The 19,553-nt window shown below is 65.5% G+C and carries 17 protein-coding genes; 13 read left to right on the forward strand and 4 right to left on the reverse strand.

The window, feature by feature from the left end; translation table 11 throughout:
* Positions 1-155: 155 nt before the first annotated feature.
* Entirely contained in the window at positions 156-1,100 is a 945-nt protein-coding gene (locus VC352_RS03515) for a LysR family transcriptional regulator (RefSeq protein WP_322978202.1), read from the reverse strand.
* Positions 1,101-1,371: 271 nt separating this feature from the next.
* Between VC352_RS03515 and VC352_RS03520 the strand changes: the two genes are divergently transcribed.
* The 12 genes from VC352_RS03520 (at position 1,372) to VC352_RS03575 (ending at position 16,115) form a co-directional block, all read left to right on the forward strand.
* Positions 1,372-2,595, forward strand: coding sequence for an OprD family porin (locus VC352_RS03520; RefSeq protein WP_322978203.1), 1,224 nt, complete (start codon positions 1,372-1,374; stop codon positions 2,593-2,595).
* 138 nt (positions 2,596-2,733) lie between these two features.
* Positions 2,734-4,617: a methyl-accepting chemotaxis protein gene (locus tag VC352_RS03525; RefSeq protein ID WP_322978204.1), complete on the forward strand. Its 1,884-nt coding sequence runs from the start codon at positions 2,734-2,736 to the stop codon at positions 4,615-4,617.
* Between the two features lie 213 nt (positions 4,618-4,830).
* The gene (locus VC352_RS03530; protein WP_322978205.1) at positions 4,831-5,583 is read left to right on the forward strand and encodes a 5-oxoprolinase subunit PxpA; all 753 of its coding nucleotides are present in this window, start codon (positions 4,831-4,833) and stop codon (positions 5,581-5,583) included.
* Positions 5,580-6,293, forward strand: coding sequence for an allophanate hydrolase subunit 1 (locus VC352_RS03535; protein ID WP_322978206.1), 714 nt, complete (start codon positions 5,580-5,582; stop codon positions 6,291-6,293). Before VC352_RS03530 ends, VC352_RS03535 begins: the two co-directional genes overlap by 4 nt.
* Entirely contained in the window at positions 6,290-7,222 is a 933-nt protein-coding gene (locus tag VC352_RS03540) for a biotin-dependent carboxyltransferase family protein (protein WP_322978207.1), read from the forward strand. The genes VC352_RS03535 and VC352_RS03540 overlap by 4 nt, the downstream gene beginning before the upstream one ends.
* A 189-nt stretch (positions 7,223-7,411) precedes the next feature.
* Entirely contained in the window at positions 7,412-8,371 is a 960-nt protein-coding gene (locus VC352_RS03545; protein WP_322978208.1) for a MoxR family ATPase, read from the forward strand.
* A complete protein-coding gene (locus tag VC352_RS03550; protein WP_322978209.1) occupies positions 8,372-9,331 on the forward strand; it encodes a DUF58 domain-containing protein in 960 nt (319 codons plus the stop codon). It begins immediately after the preceding gene.
* A complete protein-coding gene (locus VC352_RS03555; protein WP_322978210.1) occupies positions 9,328-9,822 on the forward strand; it encodes a DUF4381 domain-containing protein in 495 nt (164 codons plus the stop codon). The genes VC352_RS03550 and VC352_RS03555 overlap by 4 nt, the downstream gene beginning before the upstream one ends.
* Positions 9,815-10,822, forward strand: coding sequence for a VWA domain-containing protein (locus VC352_RS03560; protein WP_322978211.1), 1,008 nt, complete (start codon positions 9,815-9,817; stop codon positions 10,820-10,822). The genes VC352_RS03555 and VC352_RS03560 overlap by 8 nt, the downstream gene beginning before the upstream one ends.
* Positions 10,819-12,573 (forward strand): VWA domain-containing protein, encoded by a 1,755-nt coding sequence (locus tag VC352_RS03565; RefSeq protein WP_322978212.1) that lies wholly within the window; start codon positions 10,819-10,821, stop codon positions 12,571-12,573. Before VC352_RS03560 ends, VC352_RS03565 begins: the two co-directional genes overlap by 4 nt.
* 74 nt (positions 12,574-12,647) lie before the next feature.
* A complete protein-coding gene (locus VC352_RS03570; RefSeq protein WP_322978686.1) occupies positions 12,648-14,261 on the forward strand; it encodes a BatD family protein in 1,614 nt (537 codons plus the stop codon).
* Positions 14,262-14,648: 387 nt separating this feature from the next.
* Positions 14,649-16,115, forward strand: a complete 1,467-nt coding sequence (locus VC352_RS03575; protein WP_322978213.1) for an NCS1 family nucleobase:cation symporter-1 — start codon at positions 14,649-14,651, stop codon at positions 16,113-16,115.
* Positions 16,116-16,150: 35 nt separating this feature from the next.
* Here the strand turns inward: VC352_RS03575 and moaA are convergent, their stop codons facing one another.
* Positions 16,151-17,146 carry a GTP 3',8-cyclase MoaA gene (gene moaA / locus VC352_RS03580; protein ID WP_322978214.1) on the reverse strand — a complete coding sequence of 332 codons (996 nt, stop codon included), beginning with the start codon at positions 17,144-17,146 and terminating at the stop codon, positions 16,151-16,153.
* A gap of 210 nt (positions 17,147-17,356) precedes the next feature.
* On the opposite strand from moaA, the gene VC352_RS03585 reads away from it, so the two are divergent.
* Positions 17,357-18,001, forward strand: a complete 645-nt coding sequence (locus VC352_RS03585; RefSeq protein WP_322978215.1) for a TetR/AcrR family transcriptional regulator — start codon at positions 17,357-17,359, stop codon at positions 17,999-18,001.
* Here the strand turns inward: VC352_RS03585 and VC352_RS03590 are convergent.
* Together VC352_RS03590 and VC352_RS03595 are read right to left on the reverse strand one after the other, a co-directional pair.
* Positions 17,998-18,432 carry a heme-binding protein gene (locus VC352_RS03590; RefSeq protein WP_322978216.1) on the reverse strand — a complete coding sequence of 145 codons (435 nt, stop codon included), beginning with the start codon at positions 18,430-18,432 and terminating at the stop codon, positions 17,998-18,000. The genes VC352_RS03585 and VC352_RS03590 overlap by 4 nt on opposite strands.
* Positions 18,433-18,593: 161 nt before the next feature.
* Entirely contained in the window at positions 18,594-19,529 is a 936-nt protein-coding gene (locus VC352_RS03595; protein WP_322978217.1) for a LysR family transcriptional regulator, read from the reverse strand.
* Positions 19,530-19,553: the final 24 nt, after the last annotated feature.

The following is a 19,553-nucleotide window of genomic DNA, read 5'->3' on the forward strand; positions in this document are numbered from 1 at the left end:
GATTTCGAGTCTCAGCGCATCGCCCTACCCTGTCCAACTAGAAAAACCGGCAGCGCATGATCGGAATTCGTTATGAGAGCAAAGGGGGCATTCGCCCGGGCCACGCACCAACAGCGAGCATCCGTCGCCGGGCCCGCCCTGGCTGAGCGTCAGGTTCAGGCGCTCTTTTGTTCCGAGGCGGGGGCGACCCGCACCATGCAGGTTTCACCCATTTCCTCGGCGTAGGCATCCAGTGCCTCACTGGCCAGGGCGATGATGTCTTCGCTCAGCTCCAGGCCGACGCCGGTACGCCAGGTCGCCACCACGGGCAGCGGCGGCGGCTCGGGCACCTCATCGAGGATGGTCAGCAGCCCCTGCTTGAGTTCGTCCCGCACCAGCGCCGGCGGCAACGCGCCGATGCCGAAGCCGTCACGGATCAGCCGCGTCATCGCGGCGATGGAGTTGACGCAGTTGATGCGCGGCGCGCTGACGCTACCGGCATGCAGCAGGTTGAGGATGTCCTGATGCGGCCGTGAATTCTTCGAGAAGGTGATGATGCGCTCCTTCGCCAGTTCGTCCATCGAGGCATAGCCACGGTGGTAGAGCGAACCGGTCGGCACGATCCAGCGCACCGGGAAGGCCGCCAGTTCCAGGTTGCGCACGCTGTCGCCGTTGACCATGTCGGTCTGGAAGACGATGTCCAGGTACCCCTTGAGCAACTGCTCGTTGAGGTTGCGCGCGGTGTCGGCGGTCAGCTCGATCTCCACCGCCGGGTAGCGCTCCATCACCCGTGTTACGAACGGACTCAGCCAGGTGTGAATGACGGTATCCATCGCGCCGACACGGATACGTCCCTGGATGTTGCCGGTGTCGCTGATCGACTGTTTCAGCGCCTGCATGGTATCGATCATGCGTTCGGCGTACTCGAGCACCTTCTGCCCCTCCGGCGTCAGGGAAACCCCCTTCGAATCGCGCAGGAACAGACGCGTGCCCAACTCGTCCTCGAGCGCCGCGATACGGCTGGAGATGGAGGCCTGGGTGCTGAACAGCTTTTCCGCCGTGAGGCGAAAACTCTTCAGCCGCGCCACCCAAACGAAAGTCTCGAGAAATCTCAGGTTCATGCCACAACGCCTCTCTACCGTGTCGTCATCAAGACCCGTCCACCGGGCCTCATGCAGCCCCGGGCGTAGCAGGTTGCATGCCAGGCATTTTTTCTTCTGCCGATGAATTTTCTTATCGCCAGCCCCCGGTTTTTCTCGTTGGACGCCAGCGAACTCGGCTTTGAAGAATGGCGCCGCGCTCTGCGCAGACCACAACAACATCATTCCAAAAACGCGCTCTGCCAAGCAGCCATCCTCGCCGCTGCGCGCTCCCGACAGGAGACATTGCATCATGAAACCTCATTTCCCCCTAGCATCCGCCCTGCTGCTCGGCAGCGGCCTGCCGGCCCTGGCCCAGGCCGATTTCATCGCAGACAGCAAGGCCAACCTGGAAATGCGCAACTTCTATTTCAACCGCGATTTCCGCCAGAGCGGCGCGCGCGACAAAGCCGAAGAGTGGGCGCAGGGCTTCCTGCTGCGCATGGAATCCGGTTACACCGAGGGCACCGTCGGTTTCGGTGTCGATGCGCTGGGCATGCTCGGCCTCAAGCTCGACTCAGGCGACGGCACCGCCGGCAGCGGTCTGCTGCCAGCCGATCGTTCCGGCGGCTCGCAGGACGAATATTCCAAGCTGGCACTGACCGGCAAGGTGAAGGTCTCCAACAGCACGCTGAAGGTCGGCGCCCTGAGTTTTCGCAGCCCGATCGTTTCAGCCAATGACTCGCGCCTGCTGCCGCAGACCTTCCAGGGCGCGCTGCTCAACGTGCAGGAGGTCGACAACCTGACCCTGCAGGGCGGCAAGATCAATCGCATCAAGGCCAACAACTCCAGCGACTACACCGAGATGAGCGGCAACCGCATCGGCGGCGGCAGCGACTCGTTCACCTTCGGCGGCGGCGAATACAAACTCACCCCGCAGCTCACCGCCGGCCTGCATTACGGTGAGCTGGAGAACATCTACCAGCAGTACTACGGCACGCTGCTGCATGTGCTGCCGCTGGGTGATGGCCAGTCGTTCAAGAGCGACCTGCGCTACTCGCAAAGCCGCGAGGACGGCAATTTCCGCGACCTCGACAACAAGGCCTTCGGCGCCATGTTCACCTACAGCCTGGGCGGCCATGCCTTGGGCGCCGGCTACCAGCGCATGAGCGGCGACGATCCCTTCCCATACATCGCCAGCAGCGACCCGTTCCTGGTCAACTTCGTGCAGATCAACGACTTCGCCAACACCCAGGAACGTTCCTGGCAAGTACGCTACGACTATAACTTTGCCAGCCTTGGCATTCCCGGTCTGACCTTCATGACCCGCTACATTTCCGGCGACAACGTCGAGGTGGCCGGGCGCAGCGATGAAGGCAAGGAATGGGAGCGCAACATGGACATCGCTTACGTGATCCAGGAAGGCCCGCTGAAAAACCTCGGGCTGAAATGGCGCAACGCCACCGTTCGCTCCAACTTCGGTAATGATCTCGACGAAAACCGCCTGATTCTCAGCTATAGCCTGCCGCTCTGGTAAGCGGCTACACGACAACGGGGCCTTCACGGCCCCGTTTGCGTTTCTCGAACGACAAGATGGCCATAGACTTTTAATCAAGTTGTATGACAACTTGCCGATTCCTGAGAATCATCCTTCAGAAGATGGCGAGGCGTTAACGTGAACCTTCAACTGTCCTGGCAACACAAATTCCGCGCCCTCATCGCGCTCACCCTGATCAGCCTGGCGCTGATGGCTGCGGCCTCGCTGTGGGCCAGTCATAGCGTCAGCACTGCGCTGCAGGCGCGAGAAAGCGCCGCTGGCTATGCCAGTACGAGTACCCAGCTGATGAATCACTGGTGGCGACAGAACACCCTGCGCCAGGGCCTGAGCCCGGATCGACTCGACAGCTACAAGGCCGGCCTGGACGAACTGGAAAATCTTGTCGGACAACTGCTAACACAGGCACGCACCCTGGATGATGCCAGCACCGTGCAACATGCCGAGCGCATCCAGAGCGTGCTGCTCGAGGAAATCGCCCAGCAGCGCCAATGGCTGGTGCTGAATCAGGCCCTCGGCCTCACGCCCTTCGAAGGCCAGCGCAAGAACCTCAGCGAAAAGAGCAAGGCGCTGGAAGCCATCAGTTTCGACCTGATCAAGCCCTTCATCAGCGCTGCCCTGAGTGGCCAGCGTGACTACCTGTCATCCTTCGATGCCGGCTTCGCCCAGATCACCCAGGCCGCCATCGTCAAGCTGCAGGCGCAGATCGCCGACCTCGAGTGGCAGGACACGCCGATCGGCAAGAACGTCAGCGGCTTCGCCCAGGCATTTGCCGACGCGCATGCCAGCATCGAGCAGATCAGCGCCGTGAACCTACGCCTGAACCAGCTCGGCGAACAACTGCAGGCCAGCGTCGAAGCCCAGGCGCAGGCGCTGCAGAATGGCCTGCTGCTGCGCCGCAGCCAGGAGGCGCAGCAGGCGCAGGAGTCGGCACGCTACGCCATGGGGCTGAGCTTCCTGGCCGTCGCCGCCCTGCTCTCGCTGACCTTGCTGCAGGCCTCGCGCACCCTGGTCACGCGCCTGCGCAACGTCACCCAGTTGCTCAGCCGCGTGGCGTCTGGCGATCTGTCCGGCAGATTGCCGGTGGGCAACAACCCGCGCGACGAATTCAACCAGCTCGCCGACGCGGCCAACCGCATGATCCAGGGCATCGGCGGCATCGTCACCCAGGTGCTGCACGCCAACGATGAGCTGAACCGCCTGCACCATCATCTCGGCGACGCCATGCGCCAGTTGGGCGACAACAGCCTGCAAGTAGAGATGCAGACCGAACAGGCCGCCTCGGCCTCGCACCAGATCAGCGCCACCCTCAACGACATGGCACAACGCACCGCCGAAGTCGGTACCGCCACCACCAGTGCCTACGATGCTGCACGTGATGGCGGCCAGGTGATCGCCGCCAGCGTCGCCAGCATGAGCCGCCTGGCGCAACTGATCCAGGCCACCCACAGCCAGGTCGATGCGCTCGGCCAGAGCAGTGCGCGGGTCAACGGTATCGTCGACGTGATCAACAGCCTGGCCGACCAGACCAACCTGCTCGCCCTCAACGCGGCCATCGAAGCGGCACGCGCCGGCGAGGCCGGACGCGGCTTCTCGGTGGTGGCCGACGAGGTGCGCTCGCTGGCGCAGAAGACCGTCGCCGCCACCACCGACATCAGCGCCATCGTCGGTGAATTCCAGCAGCAGACGCGGCAGATGCATGAGCTGATGAACAACGGCATCGGCCTGGCCGCCGAAGGTGAGCGCCATTCCGCGCAGGTCGCCAGCGCCATCGAGTCGATCACCACGGCCATGGAGCGCCTCACCGGCGAGATGAACCAGGTGGTGGTCGCCATCGAAGAGGTGTCCACCACCACCGAGGACATCGCCGACAAAATGGAAACCATCAACCTGCACACCGGCCAGAGCAAGGATCTGCGCCATGCCCTAGGCGATCACACTGCGGGGCTGTCCTCGCAGGTCGATGCCCTGGGGCGCAGCGCCAGCCAGTTCCGCCTGGCCTGAGTCCGCACCTGCCAGCCCCGTATCACACCGCTCCGGCAGGCCTCGTCGAGTGCCTGCCCGAGACCATCAGCCTTTCCTATCTCTGGCGACTGCATTAATTAGTTGGACGCTCACCCTTGCCGCCGGAACAATGCGTGACAGCCTCTCGCGATGCCCGGCCAGGGCATCGCGGAGCGACATAACCTGCATGCACGCCATGAATAGGATGGTCACGTGAACAGCCTGCTTCTGAACTGCGACATCGGCGAAAGCTTCGGCGCCTGGACCATGGGCCTGGACGCCGAGGTCATGCCCTTCATCGACTGCGCCAACATTGCCTGCGGTTTCCATGCCTCGGATCCCAGCGTGATGCGCAAGACCTTAGCCCTGGCCGTGCAACACGGCGTACACATCGGCGCGCACACTGCCTACCAGGATCTGGTCGGTTTCGGCCGCCGCTCGATGGACTGCACGCCGCAGGAAGTCGAAGACCTGATGCTCTACCAGATCGGCGCCCTCGAAGGCCTCTGCCGCAGCCAGGGTGCCCGCGTCAGCTACGTCAAACCGCATGGTGCGCTGTACCAGGACATGATGCGCAAACCCGCCACCCTGCGTGCGGTGATGAGCGCCGTGGCCAAGTACGACCGCCAGTTGCCTCTGATGCTGATGAGCACCCGCGACAACAGCGCAGCACAGGCGCTGGGCGACGAATTCGGTCTGACCCTGTGGTTCGAAGCCTTCGCCGATCGCGCCTATGACGCTGCCGGCTACCTGGTCAGCCGCAACCAGCCTGGCGCGGTGCACCATGACAGCGAGGTGATCGTCGCCCAGGCCGTTACCCTGGCGCGCGGCGAAGCCCTGCAGGCCAGCGACGGCAGCGCCCTGCACCTGGCCGCGCAGACGCTCTGCGTGCATGGCGACAACGCCAGCTCGGTGGCCGCGGTCAAGCGTATCCGCGAAGCCTTCGACGCCCTGGCACGCACATGAAGGCGCCCCGCGTGCGACTGGAAGTCGCCGGCATCGACAGCCTGATCCTGCGCCTGTTCGAGCACATCGACGAAGCCAACATGCCCTGGATGCTGGCGGCCCGTCTGCGTCTGCAAGCCGCATTCGGCGACGCCCTGCTCGACCTGGTGCCCTCCTACACCACCCTGCTGCTGCACTACGACCTGAACCAGCTAGACAGCGCCCAGGCGCGCGCCAAGATCGCCGAGGCACTCGATGACCTGCAGCCTGCCGATACGCAAGGCGGGCGCGAACACCTGCTGCCCACCTGGTACGACCGCAGCGTCGGCCCGGAACTGCCCTTGCTGGCTCGCCGCAGCGGGCTCAGCGAAGCCGAGGTGATCGCTCGCCATAGCGGCCATGCCTACCAGGTGTTCGCCCTGGGTTTCGCCCCCGGTTTCGCCTTCATGGGTCTGGTCGAGGAGATTCTCGCCACGCCGCGTCTGAGCACCCCACGCAAGCGCATCGCGCCTGGCAGCGTCGGCATCGCCGAACGTCAGACCGCCGTCTACCCGGTGGTCTCGCCGGGCGGCTGGAACCTGCTCGGGCGCACGCCGGCGCGGTTGTTCGGCAGCGACCTCGACGGCTACAGCCTGCTGCAGCCTGGCGACCGCGTGCGCTTCGTGCCCATCGAGCGTGCGGAGTTCCTGCGTCTGGGCGGTGACGACAGCCCGCTGGAGATCAGCCAATGACTGCTGTCCAGCCTTCACTGCGCGTAATCCGCAGCAGCCCCTTCGTGCAATTGCAGGACGGCGGGCGCTTCGGCGTGCGTCACCTCGGCGTGACCCAGAGCGGCGCGCTGGACTGGATCGCCCACCGCTGGGCCAACTGCCTGCTGGGTAATCCACTCACCGCCGCCGTGGTGGAGATCACCCTCGGCAACGTCGAATTCGAATGCACAGGCGCCGCCACTCTGGCGCTGGCAGGCGCCGACCTCGGCGCCCGTCTGGATGACCAGCCGCTGACGCCCTGGCGGCATTTTGCGGTGCGCGCCGGGCAGCGTCTGAGCTTCGCCCAGCCACGCCAGGGCGCTCGCGCGTATCTGGCTGCGCCCGGTGGCTTCCAGGCGCCGCAGGTGCTCGGCAGTTGCGCCAGCATGCTGCGCGAGGGCCTGGGCGGGCTGCATGGCGATGGCCAGGCGCTGCAGGTCGACGATCTGCTGGGCTGGCAGGCAACCGCGCCGACGTGTCTGCGCGAGATGCCCACGGCGCATATTCCGTCCTTCGAGCCATCACCACGCCTGCACCTGGTGATGGGCGCGCAGATCGGCGACTTCAGTGGGCAGAGCCTGTTCGATGCATTCAACAGCCCATGGCTGATCGACCCGCGCGCCGACCGCATGGGCGTGCGCCTCGATGGCCCGCCACTGCAGTGCCAACGCGGCTCGATGATCTCCGAGGGCATCCCGCTGGGCGCGGTGCAGGTACCGCCCGATGGTCAGCCGATCATCCTGCTCAATGATCGCCAAACCATCGGCGGCTACCCACGTCTCGGCGCGCTGACGCCACAGGCCGTGGCCCGCCTGGCGCAATGTCTGCCCGGTCAGACGCTGTACCTGGCGCCCGTCACCCAGGAGCGTGCACAGCAGCAGCATCGCCAGTTGCTGACACAGTGGCAGTAACCACTGCCGTCACGGCGAAAGCCCCTCCCACTCAGCACATGACCGTGGGAGGGGCTTCAGCCGCGACAATCGTGCATCCCAGACTGCAAGACAGCGCCATGCATAGCGGCTGACGCGGCAAATGGATTAAAGTCGTCGGCCTGCCTGCAAGATGGCAACCGCCCTTGCCCCTCCCACAAGAGCCCGACGATGGAACACCGTGAAGCGCTGGTCGCGTTACGCCAATTTCTCTCCACTCAGATTCTCGGCCAGGATCGCCTGATCGATCGCCTGCTGGTGGCCCTGCTCGCCGACGGCCATCTGCTCGTCGAAGGAGCACCCGGCCTGGCCAAGACCAAGGCGATCAAGGAGCTGGCCGAGGGCATTGAGGCCGAGTTCCACCGCATCCAGTTCACCCCGGATCTGCTCCCGGCGGACATCACCGGTACCGAGATCTACCGCCCGGAAACCGGCAGCTTCGTGTTCCAGCAGGGGCCGATCTTCCACAACCTGGTGCTGGCCGACGAAATCAACCGCGCCCCGGCCAAGGTGCAATCGGCGCTGCTCGAAGCCATGGCCGAGCGTCAGGTCTCGGTGGGCCGCTCGACTTACGATTTGTCACCACTGTTCCTGGTCATGGCCACGCAGAACCCCATCGAGCAGGAAGGCACCTACCCGCTGCCCGAGGCGCAGCTCGACCGCTTCCTGATGCACGTGAAGATCGGTTTCCCCGATGCTGCCGTGGAGCGCAAGATCCTCGCCCAGGCCCGTGGCGATGCGCTCAACGGTGAAGCCAAGCCCGAGCACCGGGTCAGCCAGCAGGCGATCTTCGCCGCGCGCAAGGAAATACTCGGCCTGTACATGGCCGATGCGGTGGAGGAATACCTGGTGCAACTGGTGATGGCCAGCCGCACCCCGGCCAAGTTCGACGCCGAGCTGGCCGAATGGATCGCCTATGGCGCCAGCCCGCGCGGCTCCATCTCGCTGGATCGTTGCGCGCGCGCACACGCCTGGCTGGCCGGGCGTGATTTCGTCAGCCCCGAGGACATCCAGGCGGTGCTGTTCGACGTGCTGCGCCACCGCATCATCCTCTCGTTCGAGGCCGAAGCCTCGGGCGTCGACCAGGATCGCGTGATCCAGCGCATCCTCGATGTGGTAGCGGTGGCATAAATGCAGCCGCACGCGGCAAGCCAAACGCTGCAAGCTGGCATCCATATCGCCCTTGGCGAACTGATCGACATGCGCCACAAGGTGCATGAGGTGCCGCTGTTCTCCACGCCGGCACGGCGCAGCCCGCTGATCGGCCTGCATCACTCCAAGCTGCGCGGACGTGGCGTGGACTTCGACCAGGTGCGTGTCTACCAACCTGGCGACGACGTGCGCACCATCGACTGGCGCGTCACCGCGCGCACCCAGGAGCCGCACACCAAGCTGTTCCACGAGGAGCGCGAGCGGCCCATCTTCATCATCGCCGAACAGAGCCAGCGCCTGTTCTTCGGTTCCGGCCAATGCTTCAAGTCGGTGCTGGCGGCCCGCGCTGCCGCGCTGGTAGGCTGGGCCGCGCTGGGCCACAACGACCGCATCGGCGGCCTGGTGTTCGCTGACAACGAGCACCACGAGGTCAAGCCACGCCGCAGCAAGCAGAGCCTATTGCAGTTGCTCAACCTGCTGGCACGCGCCAATCACGCGCTGACGCCGGATGGTATCGCCGCAACGGCTCGCGACACCTTTGGCCTGGCCCTGCGCCGCGCCCGCGAAGTGCTGCGCCCCGGCAGCCTGGTGATCGTGCTGTGCGACGAGCGCGCGCTGAACGATAACGCCGAACAGCAACTGACCCTGCTCGCTCGCCACACCGACCTGCTGCTGCTACCGCTGTCCGACCCGCTCGACCACGCGCTGCCCGCCGCCGGCCTGCTGCGTTTCACCCAGGGCGGCGCGCGGCTGGAACTCGACAGCCACAACGACAGCCTGCGCCAGACCTACCGCAGTCAGGCCCAGGCCCGCGAGGCACGCTGGCAGCGCCTGGCGCAGAAACTCGGCGTGCCCTTGCTGCCGTTGAGCACCCAGTTCGAACTGATCGATCAGTTGCAGGAGCAACTGAGCGCCCTGCATCCGAGAAAGGCGCCATGAATCCACTCGACCAGTTGCAGCCGTTGATCGATCCGGCGCCGGTGCCCTGGTGGCCGCCAGCGCCGGGCTGGTGGCTGCTGGCGACACTGCTGCCGGTGCTCGCCTGGGGCGTCTGGCGCCTGCTGCGCCGCCTGCGCGCACGGCCAGCGAGTGCGGCCACGCAACAACCGCTGGACAGCCTGCGCCAGGCCGCCCTGCAGGAGCTGCAGCAACTGCGCAAACCCTATGACGGCGCGCCGGCCGGGCTCTGGCTGCAGCAGCTCAACGCCCTGCTCAAGCGCCTGTGCCGCGAACGCTACCCGGATGCCGCCAGCCACGTGCTGAGCAGTCGCGCCTGGCTGGCCTTCCTCGACAACCGCTGCCCAGCCGCCGGCCTGACGCGCTGGATGATCCTCGTCGAGGGCGCCTACAAGCCGCAGTGCACCCTGAGCGACAAGGCCGTCGATGAGCTCGACCAGGCCATCGCCACCTGGATTCGCAAGCATGTTTGAGTTCGCCTGGTGGTGGGTCTTCCTGCTCGCACCGCTGCCGTGGCTGCTGCGTTACCTGTTGCCGGCCGCCGACAACGGTGATGCGGCGCTGCGTGTCGGCTTTCTCGACGAGTTGCAAGCCTTGAGCGGGCGTCGCGCCCGCGCCGCCCTGCCCGGCTGGCGCCAGCAGGCGCCGCTGGTGGCGATCTGGCTGCTGTTGCTGTGCGCCGCTGCACGCCCGCAGTGGGTCGGCGAACCGCTACCACTGCCGGCCAGCGGCCGCGACCTGCTGCTGGCGGTGGATGTCTCCGGCTCCATGGATTACGCCGACATGCAGTGGGACGACGAACCCATCAGCCGCCTGGAGCTGGTCAAGCGCCTGCTCGGCGACTTCATCGAAGGCCGTCGGGGCGACCGCGTCGGCCTTATCCTGTTCGGCAGCCAAGCCTATCTGCAGGCGCCGCTGACCTTCGACCGCCACACCGTACGCACCTGGCTGGACGAAGCCCTGATCGGCATTGCCGGCAAGAACACCGCCATCGGCGATGCCATCGGCCTGGCCGTCAAGCGCCTGCGCCAGCGTCCCGCCGACAGTCGCGTGCTGGTGCTGGTCACCGACGGCGCCAGCAATGGCGGCGCGCTGGAACCGATGACTGCTGCGCGCCTGGCCGCCGAGGAAGGCGTGCGCATCTACACCATCGGCATTGGCGCCGATCCGCAGCAGGACGGCGTGCTCGGTGTATTCGGCTTCAGCAGCAGCCTCGACCTCGACGAGCCGACCTTGCGCGGTATCGCCGATGCCACCGGCGGCGAGTATTTCCGCGCGCGCAGCCAGAACGAGCTGCAACAGATCGAAGCGACCCTCGACCGCCTCGAGCCCGTGGCCCAGCAACCCATCCTCGCCCGCCCGGCCCTGGCTCTGTATCCCTGGCCGCTGGTACTGGCCCTGCTCGGCAGCCTGCTGCTGACCTGCCACACGCTCTGGCCCGAGTGGCCACAACGCCTGAGGTGGCGCCGATGAGCCTGCTCTGGCCCGAATGGCTGCGCCCCCTGTGGCTGCTCGCTCTGCCCCTGCTCGCCTGGCTGCTGTGGCGCCTGTGGCACCGCGAGCGGCAGAGCGGGCGCTGGCAGCAACTGCTGCCGGTGGCCTTCCACGCCGTGCTGCTCAAGGGTGGCAACGGACGTGGCAGCCGCCTGCCCTGGGTGCTGCTTGGCTTGGCCTGGCTGCTCGCCGTGCTGGCCTTGCTGGGCCCCAGTTGGCAGCAGGCGCAACAGAGCAATCAGAAACCTGCCGACCCGCTGGTGGTGATACTGGAGCTGACGCCGCGCATGCTGGCTGGTGATACCCCGCCAACCCGCCTGGAACAGGCGCGTCGCAAGCTGCTCGACCTGCTGGAGGCGCGGCGCGATGCGCAGACCGCCATCGTCGTCTACGCCGGCAGCGCCCACGGCCTGGTGCCGCTGTCCGACGACCTGGCCACCAGCCGCAACCTCCTCGAATCGCTCAAGCCCTCACTGATGCCCGAGGCGGGGCAACGCGCCGACCTGGCGGTCGAACGTGCCCTGCAACTGCTGGAGCAGGCGCAACTGGGCAAGGGTCGCCTGCTGCTGATCACCAGCAGCCTGGATGAACAGGAACGCAGCGGCATTGCCGAGGCCCTTGGCCGGCGCGCCACGCCGCTGCTGATTCTCGGTGTCGGCACCCGCGAAGGCGGGCCCGTGGTGCAGGAAGATGGCAGCTTCCTCAAGGACGAGCGCGGCGGCATTGTCATTCCGCGTCTGGATGCCCGTGGCCTGCGCCAGTTTGCCGAAGCCAATGGCGGCCGCTACGCCCAGATCCGCCTGGACGACGACGACCTGCAGCGCCTCGGCCTGCTCGACGGCCCGCAGACGATGCAGGCGGCGGGCGAGCCGACACAGCTCGACGCCCGCATCGATCAGGGCTACTGGCTGCTGCTGCCGCTGTTGCTGCTGGCCGCCTGTGCCAGCCGCCGTGGCTGGCTGCTGGTGCTGCCACTGGTGTTCATGCTGCCGCCGCAGACGAGCTATGCCTTCGACTTCGACGACCTCTGGCTGCGCCCGGATCAACAGGGCATGCGTCTGCTCGACGCGCAGCGCCCAGCCGAAGCCGCGCAGCATTTCGAGGATCCACAGTGGCAAGGCAAAGCACTGTTCGAGGCTGGCGACTACACCGCCGCCGCCGAGCGCTTCGCCCAGGGCGATGCCGCCCGCGATCACTACAACCGTGGCAACGCCTTGGCCAAGGCCGGTGAACTGGAAGCGGCGCTCGACGCCTACGACCAAGCCCTGGAGCGCCAGCCGGATCTCGCCGCCGCCCAGCACAACAAGGCGCTGGTCGAAGAGGCCCTGCGCCAACGCCAGGCATCCCAGGCGAACGACCAACAAGGCCAGCAGAACGCGCAACAGTCGCCCTCTCAGGAACAATCGACCCCGACGCCAGGCAGCCAGGACGAGTCCAAAGCGGATACGCAGCCCCAGCCTGCCGACGCCGATGCCAAGGGTGATGACGGTGACGCCGACGACAAGCAAGACGCCAATCAGCAGCCGGGCCAGGCCGATCAGCCCGGCCAGAACGAGCCCGACGAGGCACAAGGCCCGGCGCGGCAACTGAGCGAAGCAGAACTGGGCACGGCGCAGGAGCGCCGCCAGGCAACGGAACAATGGCTGCGGCAGATTCCGGATGATCCGGGCGAGCTGCTGCGGCGCAAATTCTGGTACGAACAGCAACAGCGTCAGGAGCGACCCCGATGAAGGGCTCTGCCAACACCCTCAGCGCAGCCATCGTCAGAGGCGCCCTGCAGCCGATCTTCGCGCTGCTGGTGCTTATGCTGCTGGCCACTCAGGCCCACGCCGATGCCTTTTTCGCCAGCGTCGACCGTACCCACCTGAGCGAGGGCGAAACGGTGGTACTGACCCTGGAGTCCACCGACCCGACCCGTTTCGGCCGCCCCGACTTCACCCCGCTGGAGACCGACTTCGAGATCCTCGGCAGCCGCCAGGTCAACCGCCTGACCACCCTCGGCGATACGCCACGCGCCGCCACCCGCTGGATTCTTACCCTGCAGCCCAAACGCAGCGGCCAGGTGCAGATCCCGTCGATCCGCCTGGAAGACGCCGAAACCCTGCCCATCACCCTGCAGATCGCAGCAGCGGGCAAACCCGGCAAGGGCGAAAAACTGGCCCCTGTGTTCATCGACGCCAGCCTCGACCAGGAAAGCGTCTACGTGCAGGCGCAAGCCGTGCTCACCCTGCGCATCTACCACTCCGTCTCGCTGTATGACGACAGCAGCCTGACCCCGTTGCAGATCGACGACGCCCGCGTCGAACGCCTGGGCGAGCCACGCACCTACGAGAAGGAAATCGGCGGCGTGCGCCATGGCGTGATCGAAGTGCGCTATGCCATCTACCCGCAGCGCAGCGGCCAGTTGACCATCCCCGGCCAGGTGTTCAGCGCCACCCTGGTCGAGCGCGGCAACGCCAATGACTTCAACCCATTCGGCCCACGCCCTGGGCGTGTCTCGCGGGTCAAGTCGCCGGACATCCCATTGCAGGTGCGCCCCAAACCGGCCGACTACCCGGCCGATGCACCCTGGCTGCCCGCGCGCGCCCTGGGCCTGGCGGAAAGCTGGAATCCGCAGCCGGAGCAAGCCGAGGTCGGCGACTCGCTGACCCGCCGCCTGATCCTCAAGGTCGACGGCCTGTCCAGTGCCCAGTTGCCGCCGCTGCCGGCCACTCAGGTCGACGGCCTGCGCCGCTACCCCGATCAGCCACAACTCAGCGACCAACCCAGCGACAGCGGCATGCTCGGCAGCCGCGAAGATCGCGAGGCGCTGGTACCGAGCCGCAGCGGCACCTTCGAGCTGCCGGCGCTGCAAGTGGTGTGGTGGAACACCCAGACCGACAGCCTGGAGCGCACCACCCTTGCCGCCCGCACCCTGCAGGTCAAGGACAACCCGGCGCTACAGGCAGACGAGCCGGTCAGCCCGATCCCCACCGAGCGCCAGCGTAGTGACGACCCGCTGCTGTGGCCCTGGCAACTGGCCTGCACCCTGCTCACGCTGACCACCCTGCTCGGCTTCGGCCTGTGGTGGCATGCGCGGCGCCAGCCGGCGATTCAGCGCGCCGCGCAGACGGGCCCGAGCCCGCGCACCCTGCTCGACGATCTCAAGCGCGCCTGCCTGGCCGGTGATGCCCAGGCCACCCGCCACGCCCTCGACGCCTGGGCGCGCCAGCAGCCGGAAACCCTGGCCGATATGGCTGCCCGCTACGTGCCGTTGTCCGACGCCCTCGACGGCCTCAACGGTGCGCTGTACAGCGAAACCAGCCAGCAATGGCAAGGCGAGGAACTGTGGAAGGCGATCCGCAGCCTGCCCACGCCTCAGGAACCCAGCAGCACGCCGCAGGAAGCCAGCCCCCTGCCCCCGCTCTACCCTCGCTGATAGCCCCGCGCCCGTGCCAATCTGCGCGGGCTCCTCCCTCTCACCTCTCGCCATCGCGCGTGCTGCACGCCCTCGCCCCGCACCAGCACGAGGCAAACAGCCCGTGGGCGCCCCGCAAGAGGGCGAGAGAACCTCGATTCGGCACCTGACTCCTGACCCAGATGTCAAGTTTTTGCGTTCAAAAAAATCATTTTTTGTACACAAATTACAAAACAAGCATGGTCACCAATCGCATTTATGTGTACAAATCGCAGCAGGTTGGGCCGATTAGCTTGCGCAACAAAGCTGTATACAACACTTGATGCAGCAGCCAATGCAAAACGGAACGAAACCTGCAGACAAATCTCCTCAACGCCCTCGCGGCACAAGAACAATCAGGGAGCTGCCATGTCCACCGTCGAAGAGTTTCGCATCAAGCACATCGACCCCACGCTACACAACGAGGATCTCGCCCCCCTGCCGCCGGAAAAGCGCACCTGGGGCTGGTTCGAGATCTTCAACGTCTGGTCCAACGATATCCAGAGCCTGTTCGGCTACACCCTGGCTGCGACCCTGTTCATTTCCTACGGCCTCAACGGCTGGGCGGTGCTGGCAGGCATCGTTCTCGCTGGTTTCATCGTCATGGGGCTGGTGCAACTGACCGGCAGACCCAGCGTCAAGTACGGCATCCCCTTCCCGGTGTTCGCCCGGGCCAGCATGGGCGTGCGTGGCGCCAACTTCCCTGCGCTGGTGCGCGGCATCGTCGCCATCTTCTGGTACGGCGTGCAGACTTACTTCGCGTCCACCGCCGTGGCACTGCTGCTCAACTCGCTGCTGCAACCGCAAGACCCTGCCGTATACATGGGCCTGACCGCCATCGGCTGGCTGTCCTACGTGCTCGTCTGCCTGTTCCAGGTGGCGCTGTTCGTCTGCGGCATGAGCTGGATCACCCGCTTCCTCAACTGGGCCGGGCCGCTGGTGTACGTGGTGATGATCGCGCTGATGGGCCTGATCTGGTACAAGGCCGGCCCGAGCCTGCTCAGCGAGCTGGGCAACATTTTCAGTGGCAGCGGTGAATACAAGGCCGGGCCGGTGGCCGCCTTCTTCGCCGTGGTTGGTACCATGGTCGCCTACTTCGCGGCAGTGGTGATCAACTACGGCGACTTCGCCCGCTTCGTCAAAAGCGAAAAGCAGATGACCATCGGCAACTTCCTCGGCCTGCCGGTGAGCCTGGCGTTCTTCTCGCTGATCGCCCTTGTGATCACCGCTGGCACCGTGGTGGTGTTCGGTGAAACGCTGACCAACCCCACCGACATCGTCGCGCGGGTCGACAACCTGAGCCTGACCATCATCGCCGCGCTGACCTTCTTCGCCGCGACCGTGGGCATCAACCTGGTGGCCAACTTCATCCCTCCAGCCTATGACCTGGCCAACCTGGCTCCAGCCCATATCAGCGCGCGCACCGGCGGCTTCATCACGGCGGCCATCGCCTTCTTCATCGGTGCGCTGTGGGTGGCCTTCATCAGCAACGTCGGCATCGCGGCCTTCGTCGACACCCTGGGCGCGGTGCTCGCGCCGCTGTACGGCATCATCGTCGCCGACTACTACCTGGTGCGTCGCCGCCAGCTCGATCTGCAGCAGTTGTTCAGCGCCGAGGTCGGCAGCGCCTACTACTTCGATGGTGGCTGGAACCGCAAGGCCCTGCTGGCCTTCGGCTCGGCCTCGGTGTTCTCCGTGGCCACCGTCTGGGTACCGGCGCTCGCTCAACTGTCCGGTTATGCCTGGCTGCTTGGCGCCCTGCTCGGCGCGCTGCTGCACTATGGCCTGATGCATGGCCAGGCCAAGGCGCTCAAGCGCGCCAGCAGCGCAGCCTGAAATGATCCGCCGGTGCCCACTGGCACCGGCTACTTTCAACCGCCCGTCACGCTCATGAAGCGCACCACCTGCACCTGTTCATCAGTGGCGAAGTGATGCTGTTGCGGCTTGAGGCGCAGCGCATCGATCAGGGCTTGGCGCAGGCGCTCGCTATCGCCCGGATGAGCACGCAGCAGACGCTTGAGATCCAGCGCGTCGTCATGCCCCAGGCACAGCACCAGCTTGCCTTCGGCGGTGACCCGCACCCGGTTGCAGTCGCCGCAGAAGTTGTGGCTATGCGGTGAGATGAAGCCGATGCGCGTGTCGCTGCCGACTACCTGCCAGTAGCGCGACGGCCCGCCCGTGGTAGCGCTGCTGCGCACCAGCGCATGGCGCTGCTCGATGCGCTGGCGCACCTCGTCACTGCTGCAGAAGGTCTGCTCGCGACGATGGCTGACCACGCTGCCCAGCGGCATCTCCTCGATGAAACTGATGTCCAGGCCGCGAGCCATGGCGAACTCGACCATGTCCAGTACCTCGTCATCGTTGCGCCCGCTCTGCACCACGCAGTTGAGCTTGATCCGCGCAAAGCCGGCAGCGCGTGCCGCCTCGATGCCGGCCAGCACCTGATCCAGGCGATCGCGACGCGTGAAGGCGGCGAAGCGCTCGCGCTGCAGCGAATCCAGGCTGATGTTCAGACGCCTGACCCCGGCAGCGTGCAACTGCGGCGCCAGCTCGGCCAGTTGCGAGCCGTTGGTGGTGATGGCCAGATCCTCCAGCTCCGCGCGCCGCCCCAGGCGCTGCAGCAGGCTGAGCAGGTTCTTGCGCACCAACGGCTCGCCGCCAGTGACACGGATGCGCTTCACACCCAGGCCGATGAAGGCATCGGCCACCGTGTACAACTCCTCCAGGTTGAGGATCTGCGCACGCGGGGCGAAGACCATGTCCTCACTCATGCAGTAGGTGCAGCGAAAGTCGCAGCGGTCGGTCACCGACAGGCGCAGGTAGGTGATGTGGCGGCCGAACGGATCGACGAGTTGAGGGGTGTTCATGGTGAATCTCCGTTCGGGGCAGGAAGGCGTTGCGGCGCGATAACGGCAGGGAGTGCGATGGAAACAGAAACGCGTTTTTCTGTACACAGGCATTTGACCCGATGGTCAAAGAAGCCACGCAACCCGCATGGCCGCTCGCTTGAGCCGCCGTCGAGGGCGGTGCTACCATGCCGCCCGCCAACCGGCGGACGTATCGACACGCAAGGGCTTATGACCAGTATTCGCGAGCGCAACAAAGAGCTGATTCTACGCGCAGCCAGCGAGGAATTCGCCGACAAGGGCTTCGCTGCCAGCAAGACCAGCGATATCGCCGCCAAGGCCGGCCTGCCCAAGCCCAACGTCTACTACTACTTCAAGTCCAAGGAAAACCTCTACCGCGAGGTGCTGGAAAGCATCATCGAGCCGCTGCTCGCCGCCTCCGCGCCGTTCAATTCGCCCGGTCATCCGGCTGACGTGCTGACCGCCTACATCCGCTCGAAGATCCGCATTTCCCGCGACCTGCCGCATGCCTCCAAGGTCTTCGCCAGCGAGATCATGCATGGCGCACCGCACCTGTCGACGCAGCAGACCGAGCAACTGAACGCGCAGGCCAGTCACAACGTCGCCTGCATCCAGCGCTGGATCGACCAGGGCCTGATGGCCAGAGTCGATCCGCACCACCTGCTGTTCAGCATCTGGGCCGCGACTCAGACCTACGCCGACTTCGACTGGCAGATTTCCGTGGTCACCGGCAAGGCCAAGCTGGACGATGCCGACTACGAGGCCGCCACGCAGACCATCCTGCGCCTGGTACTCAAGGGCTGCGAAGTGAGCCTGGCGCCAGCGACGGATGGCCAACGAGTGACCAGCGCCTAAAGCCCCGCGTCCGCCTTCAGCCCCAACGATTCCAGTGCACTGACGGCGCACAACTCGTCGATGTCCGAGGTGTCGCCGGTAATACCCACCGCGCCGATCACCTCGCCTTGCTCACCGCGAATCAGTACACCGCCCGGAGCGGGCACCAGGCTGCCTTGTGCCAGAGTATTGACCGCGCCGATGAACGCCGGGCGCTGCTGTGCATCACTGGCGATCGAGCGCGAACCCTTGCCCAGTGCCAATGCGCCCCAGGCCTTGCCGATGGCGATCTGCGGGCGCAGCAGGCTGGCACCATCCTCGCGCTGCAGGCTGACCACATGGCCGCCAGCATCCAGCACCGCCACCGTCAATGGGGCTGCGGCGCGATCCCGCCCGGCCGCCAAGGCACGCTGAGTGATGTCCAGCGCGGTGCGCAGGTTGAGGGTATTCATGAGCGATCTTCCTCGAATGGAAAACGGGATCATCCACACAGGCGAACGCCGTGGTGGCGTGAGAAAACGCCCTATGCAATAGCTCAACGAGAAGCCAGCCGCAAGTATTGAATACAATTTCAATCGAAAAAGAATACAAAAACCAACAACCAGAAATTCAATCAAAGTATCGAATCAACCTCTTCATCCGCTTGCCCCTCCCAATAGCCTGGCCGGTTGTAGATAGCCTTCAGGTAGTCGACGAAGAAACGCACCTTGGCTGGCAGGTAACGCTGCTGCGGATACACCGCCTGGATGTCGTAGGCCGGTATTTCGTAATCGTCGAGCACCGTCACCAGTTCGCCCGCCTTGAGTTCGGTCTGGATCTCCCAGGTCGAGCGCCAGCCGATGCCCAGGCCCTGCTTGACCCAGTCGTAGAGCAGCTCGCCGTCATTGCAATCGAGGTTGCCGGCCACCTTCACCGCCACCTGGCGCCCGTCATGCAGGAAGGTCCAGCCGCGCTGCTGGCCGCCCTGCAGGTTGAACGCCAGGCAGTTGTGCCGCGCCAGATCTTCGAGGCTGCGTGGCACGCCATGGCGCTCGAAGTAGGCGGGTGAGCCACAGACCACGCGACGATTGGGGTAGAGCTTGACCGCCACGTAGTTGGGATCGGTGACCTCACCGATGCGAATGCCCATGTCGTAGCCCTGGCGCACCAGATCCACCAGGCTGTCGGTGAAGTTGAACGACAGCTTGAGATCCGGGTAGCGCTTGAGAAATGCCGGCGCATGCGGCGCGACATGCCGCCTGCCGAACGCCGCCGGCGCCGACACCACCAGGTGCCCGCGCACCGATTTGCCGCCACGCGCGACGCTGGCGTCGACCTCGTCGAAATCCCTCAGCAGGCCACGGGCACGCTCCAGGTATTGCTCGCCCAGATCAGTCAGTTGCAGGCCACGGGTGGAGCGATGCATGAGCTTGACGCCGAGGTGACGCTCCAGCGCATCCAGGCGCCGCCCCATGACCACGGGCGTCACGCCTTCGCTGAGGGCAGCCGAGGCGAAGCTGCCGTTATCGGCCACCAGGACGAAGCTGCGGATAAGGGTATGGCGATCCATTCGATACTCCAGATATCGACAGAA

Origin of the sequence: Pseudomonas sp. C11, from assembly GCF_034683865.1 — a bacterium.
GTDB lineage: Bacteria > Pseudomonadota > Gammaproteobacteria > Pseudomonadales > Pseudomonadaceae > Aquipseudomonas.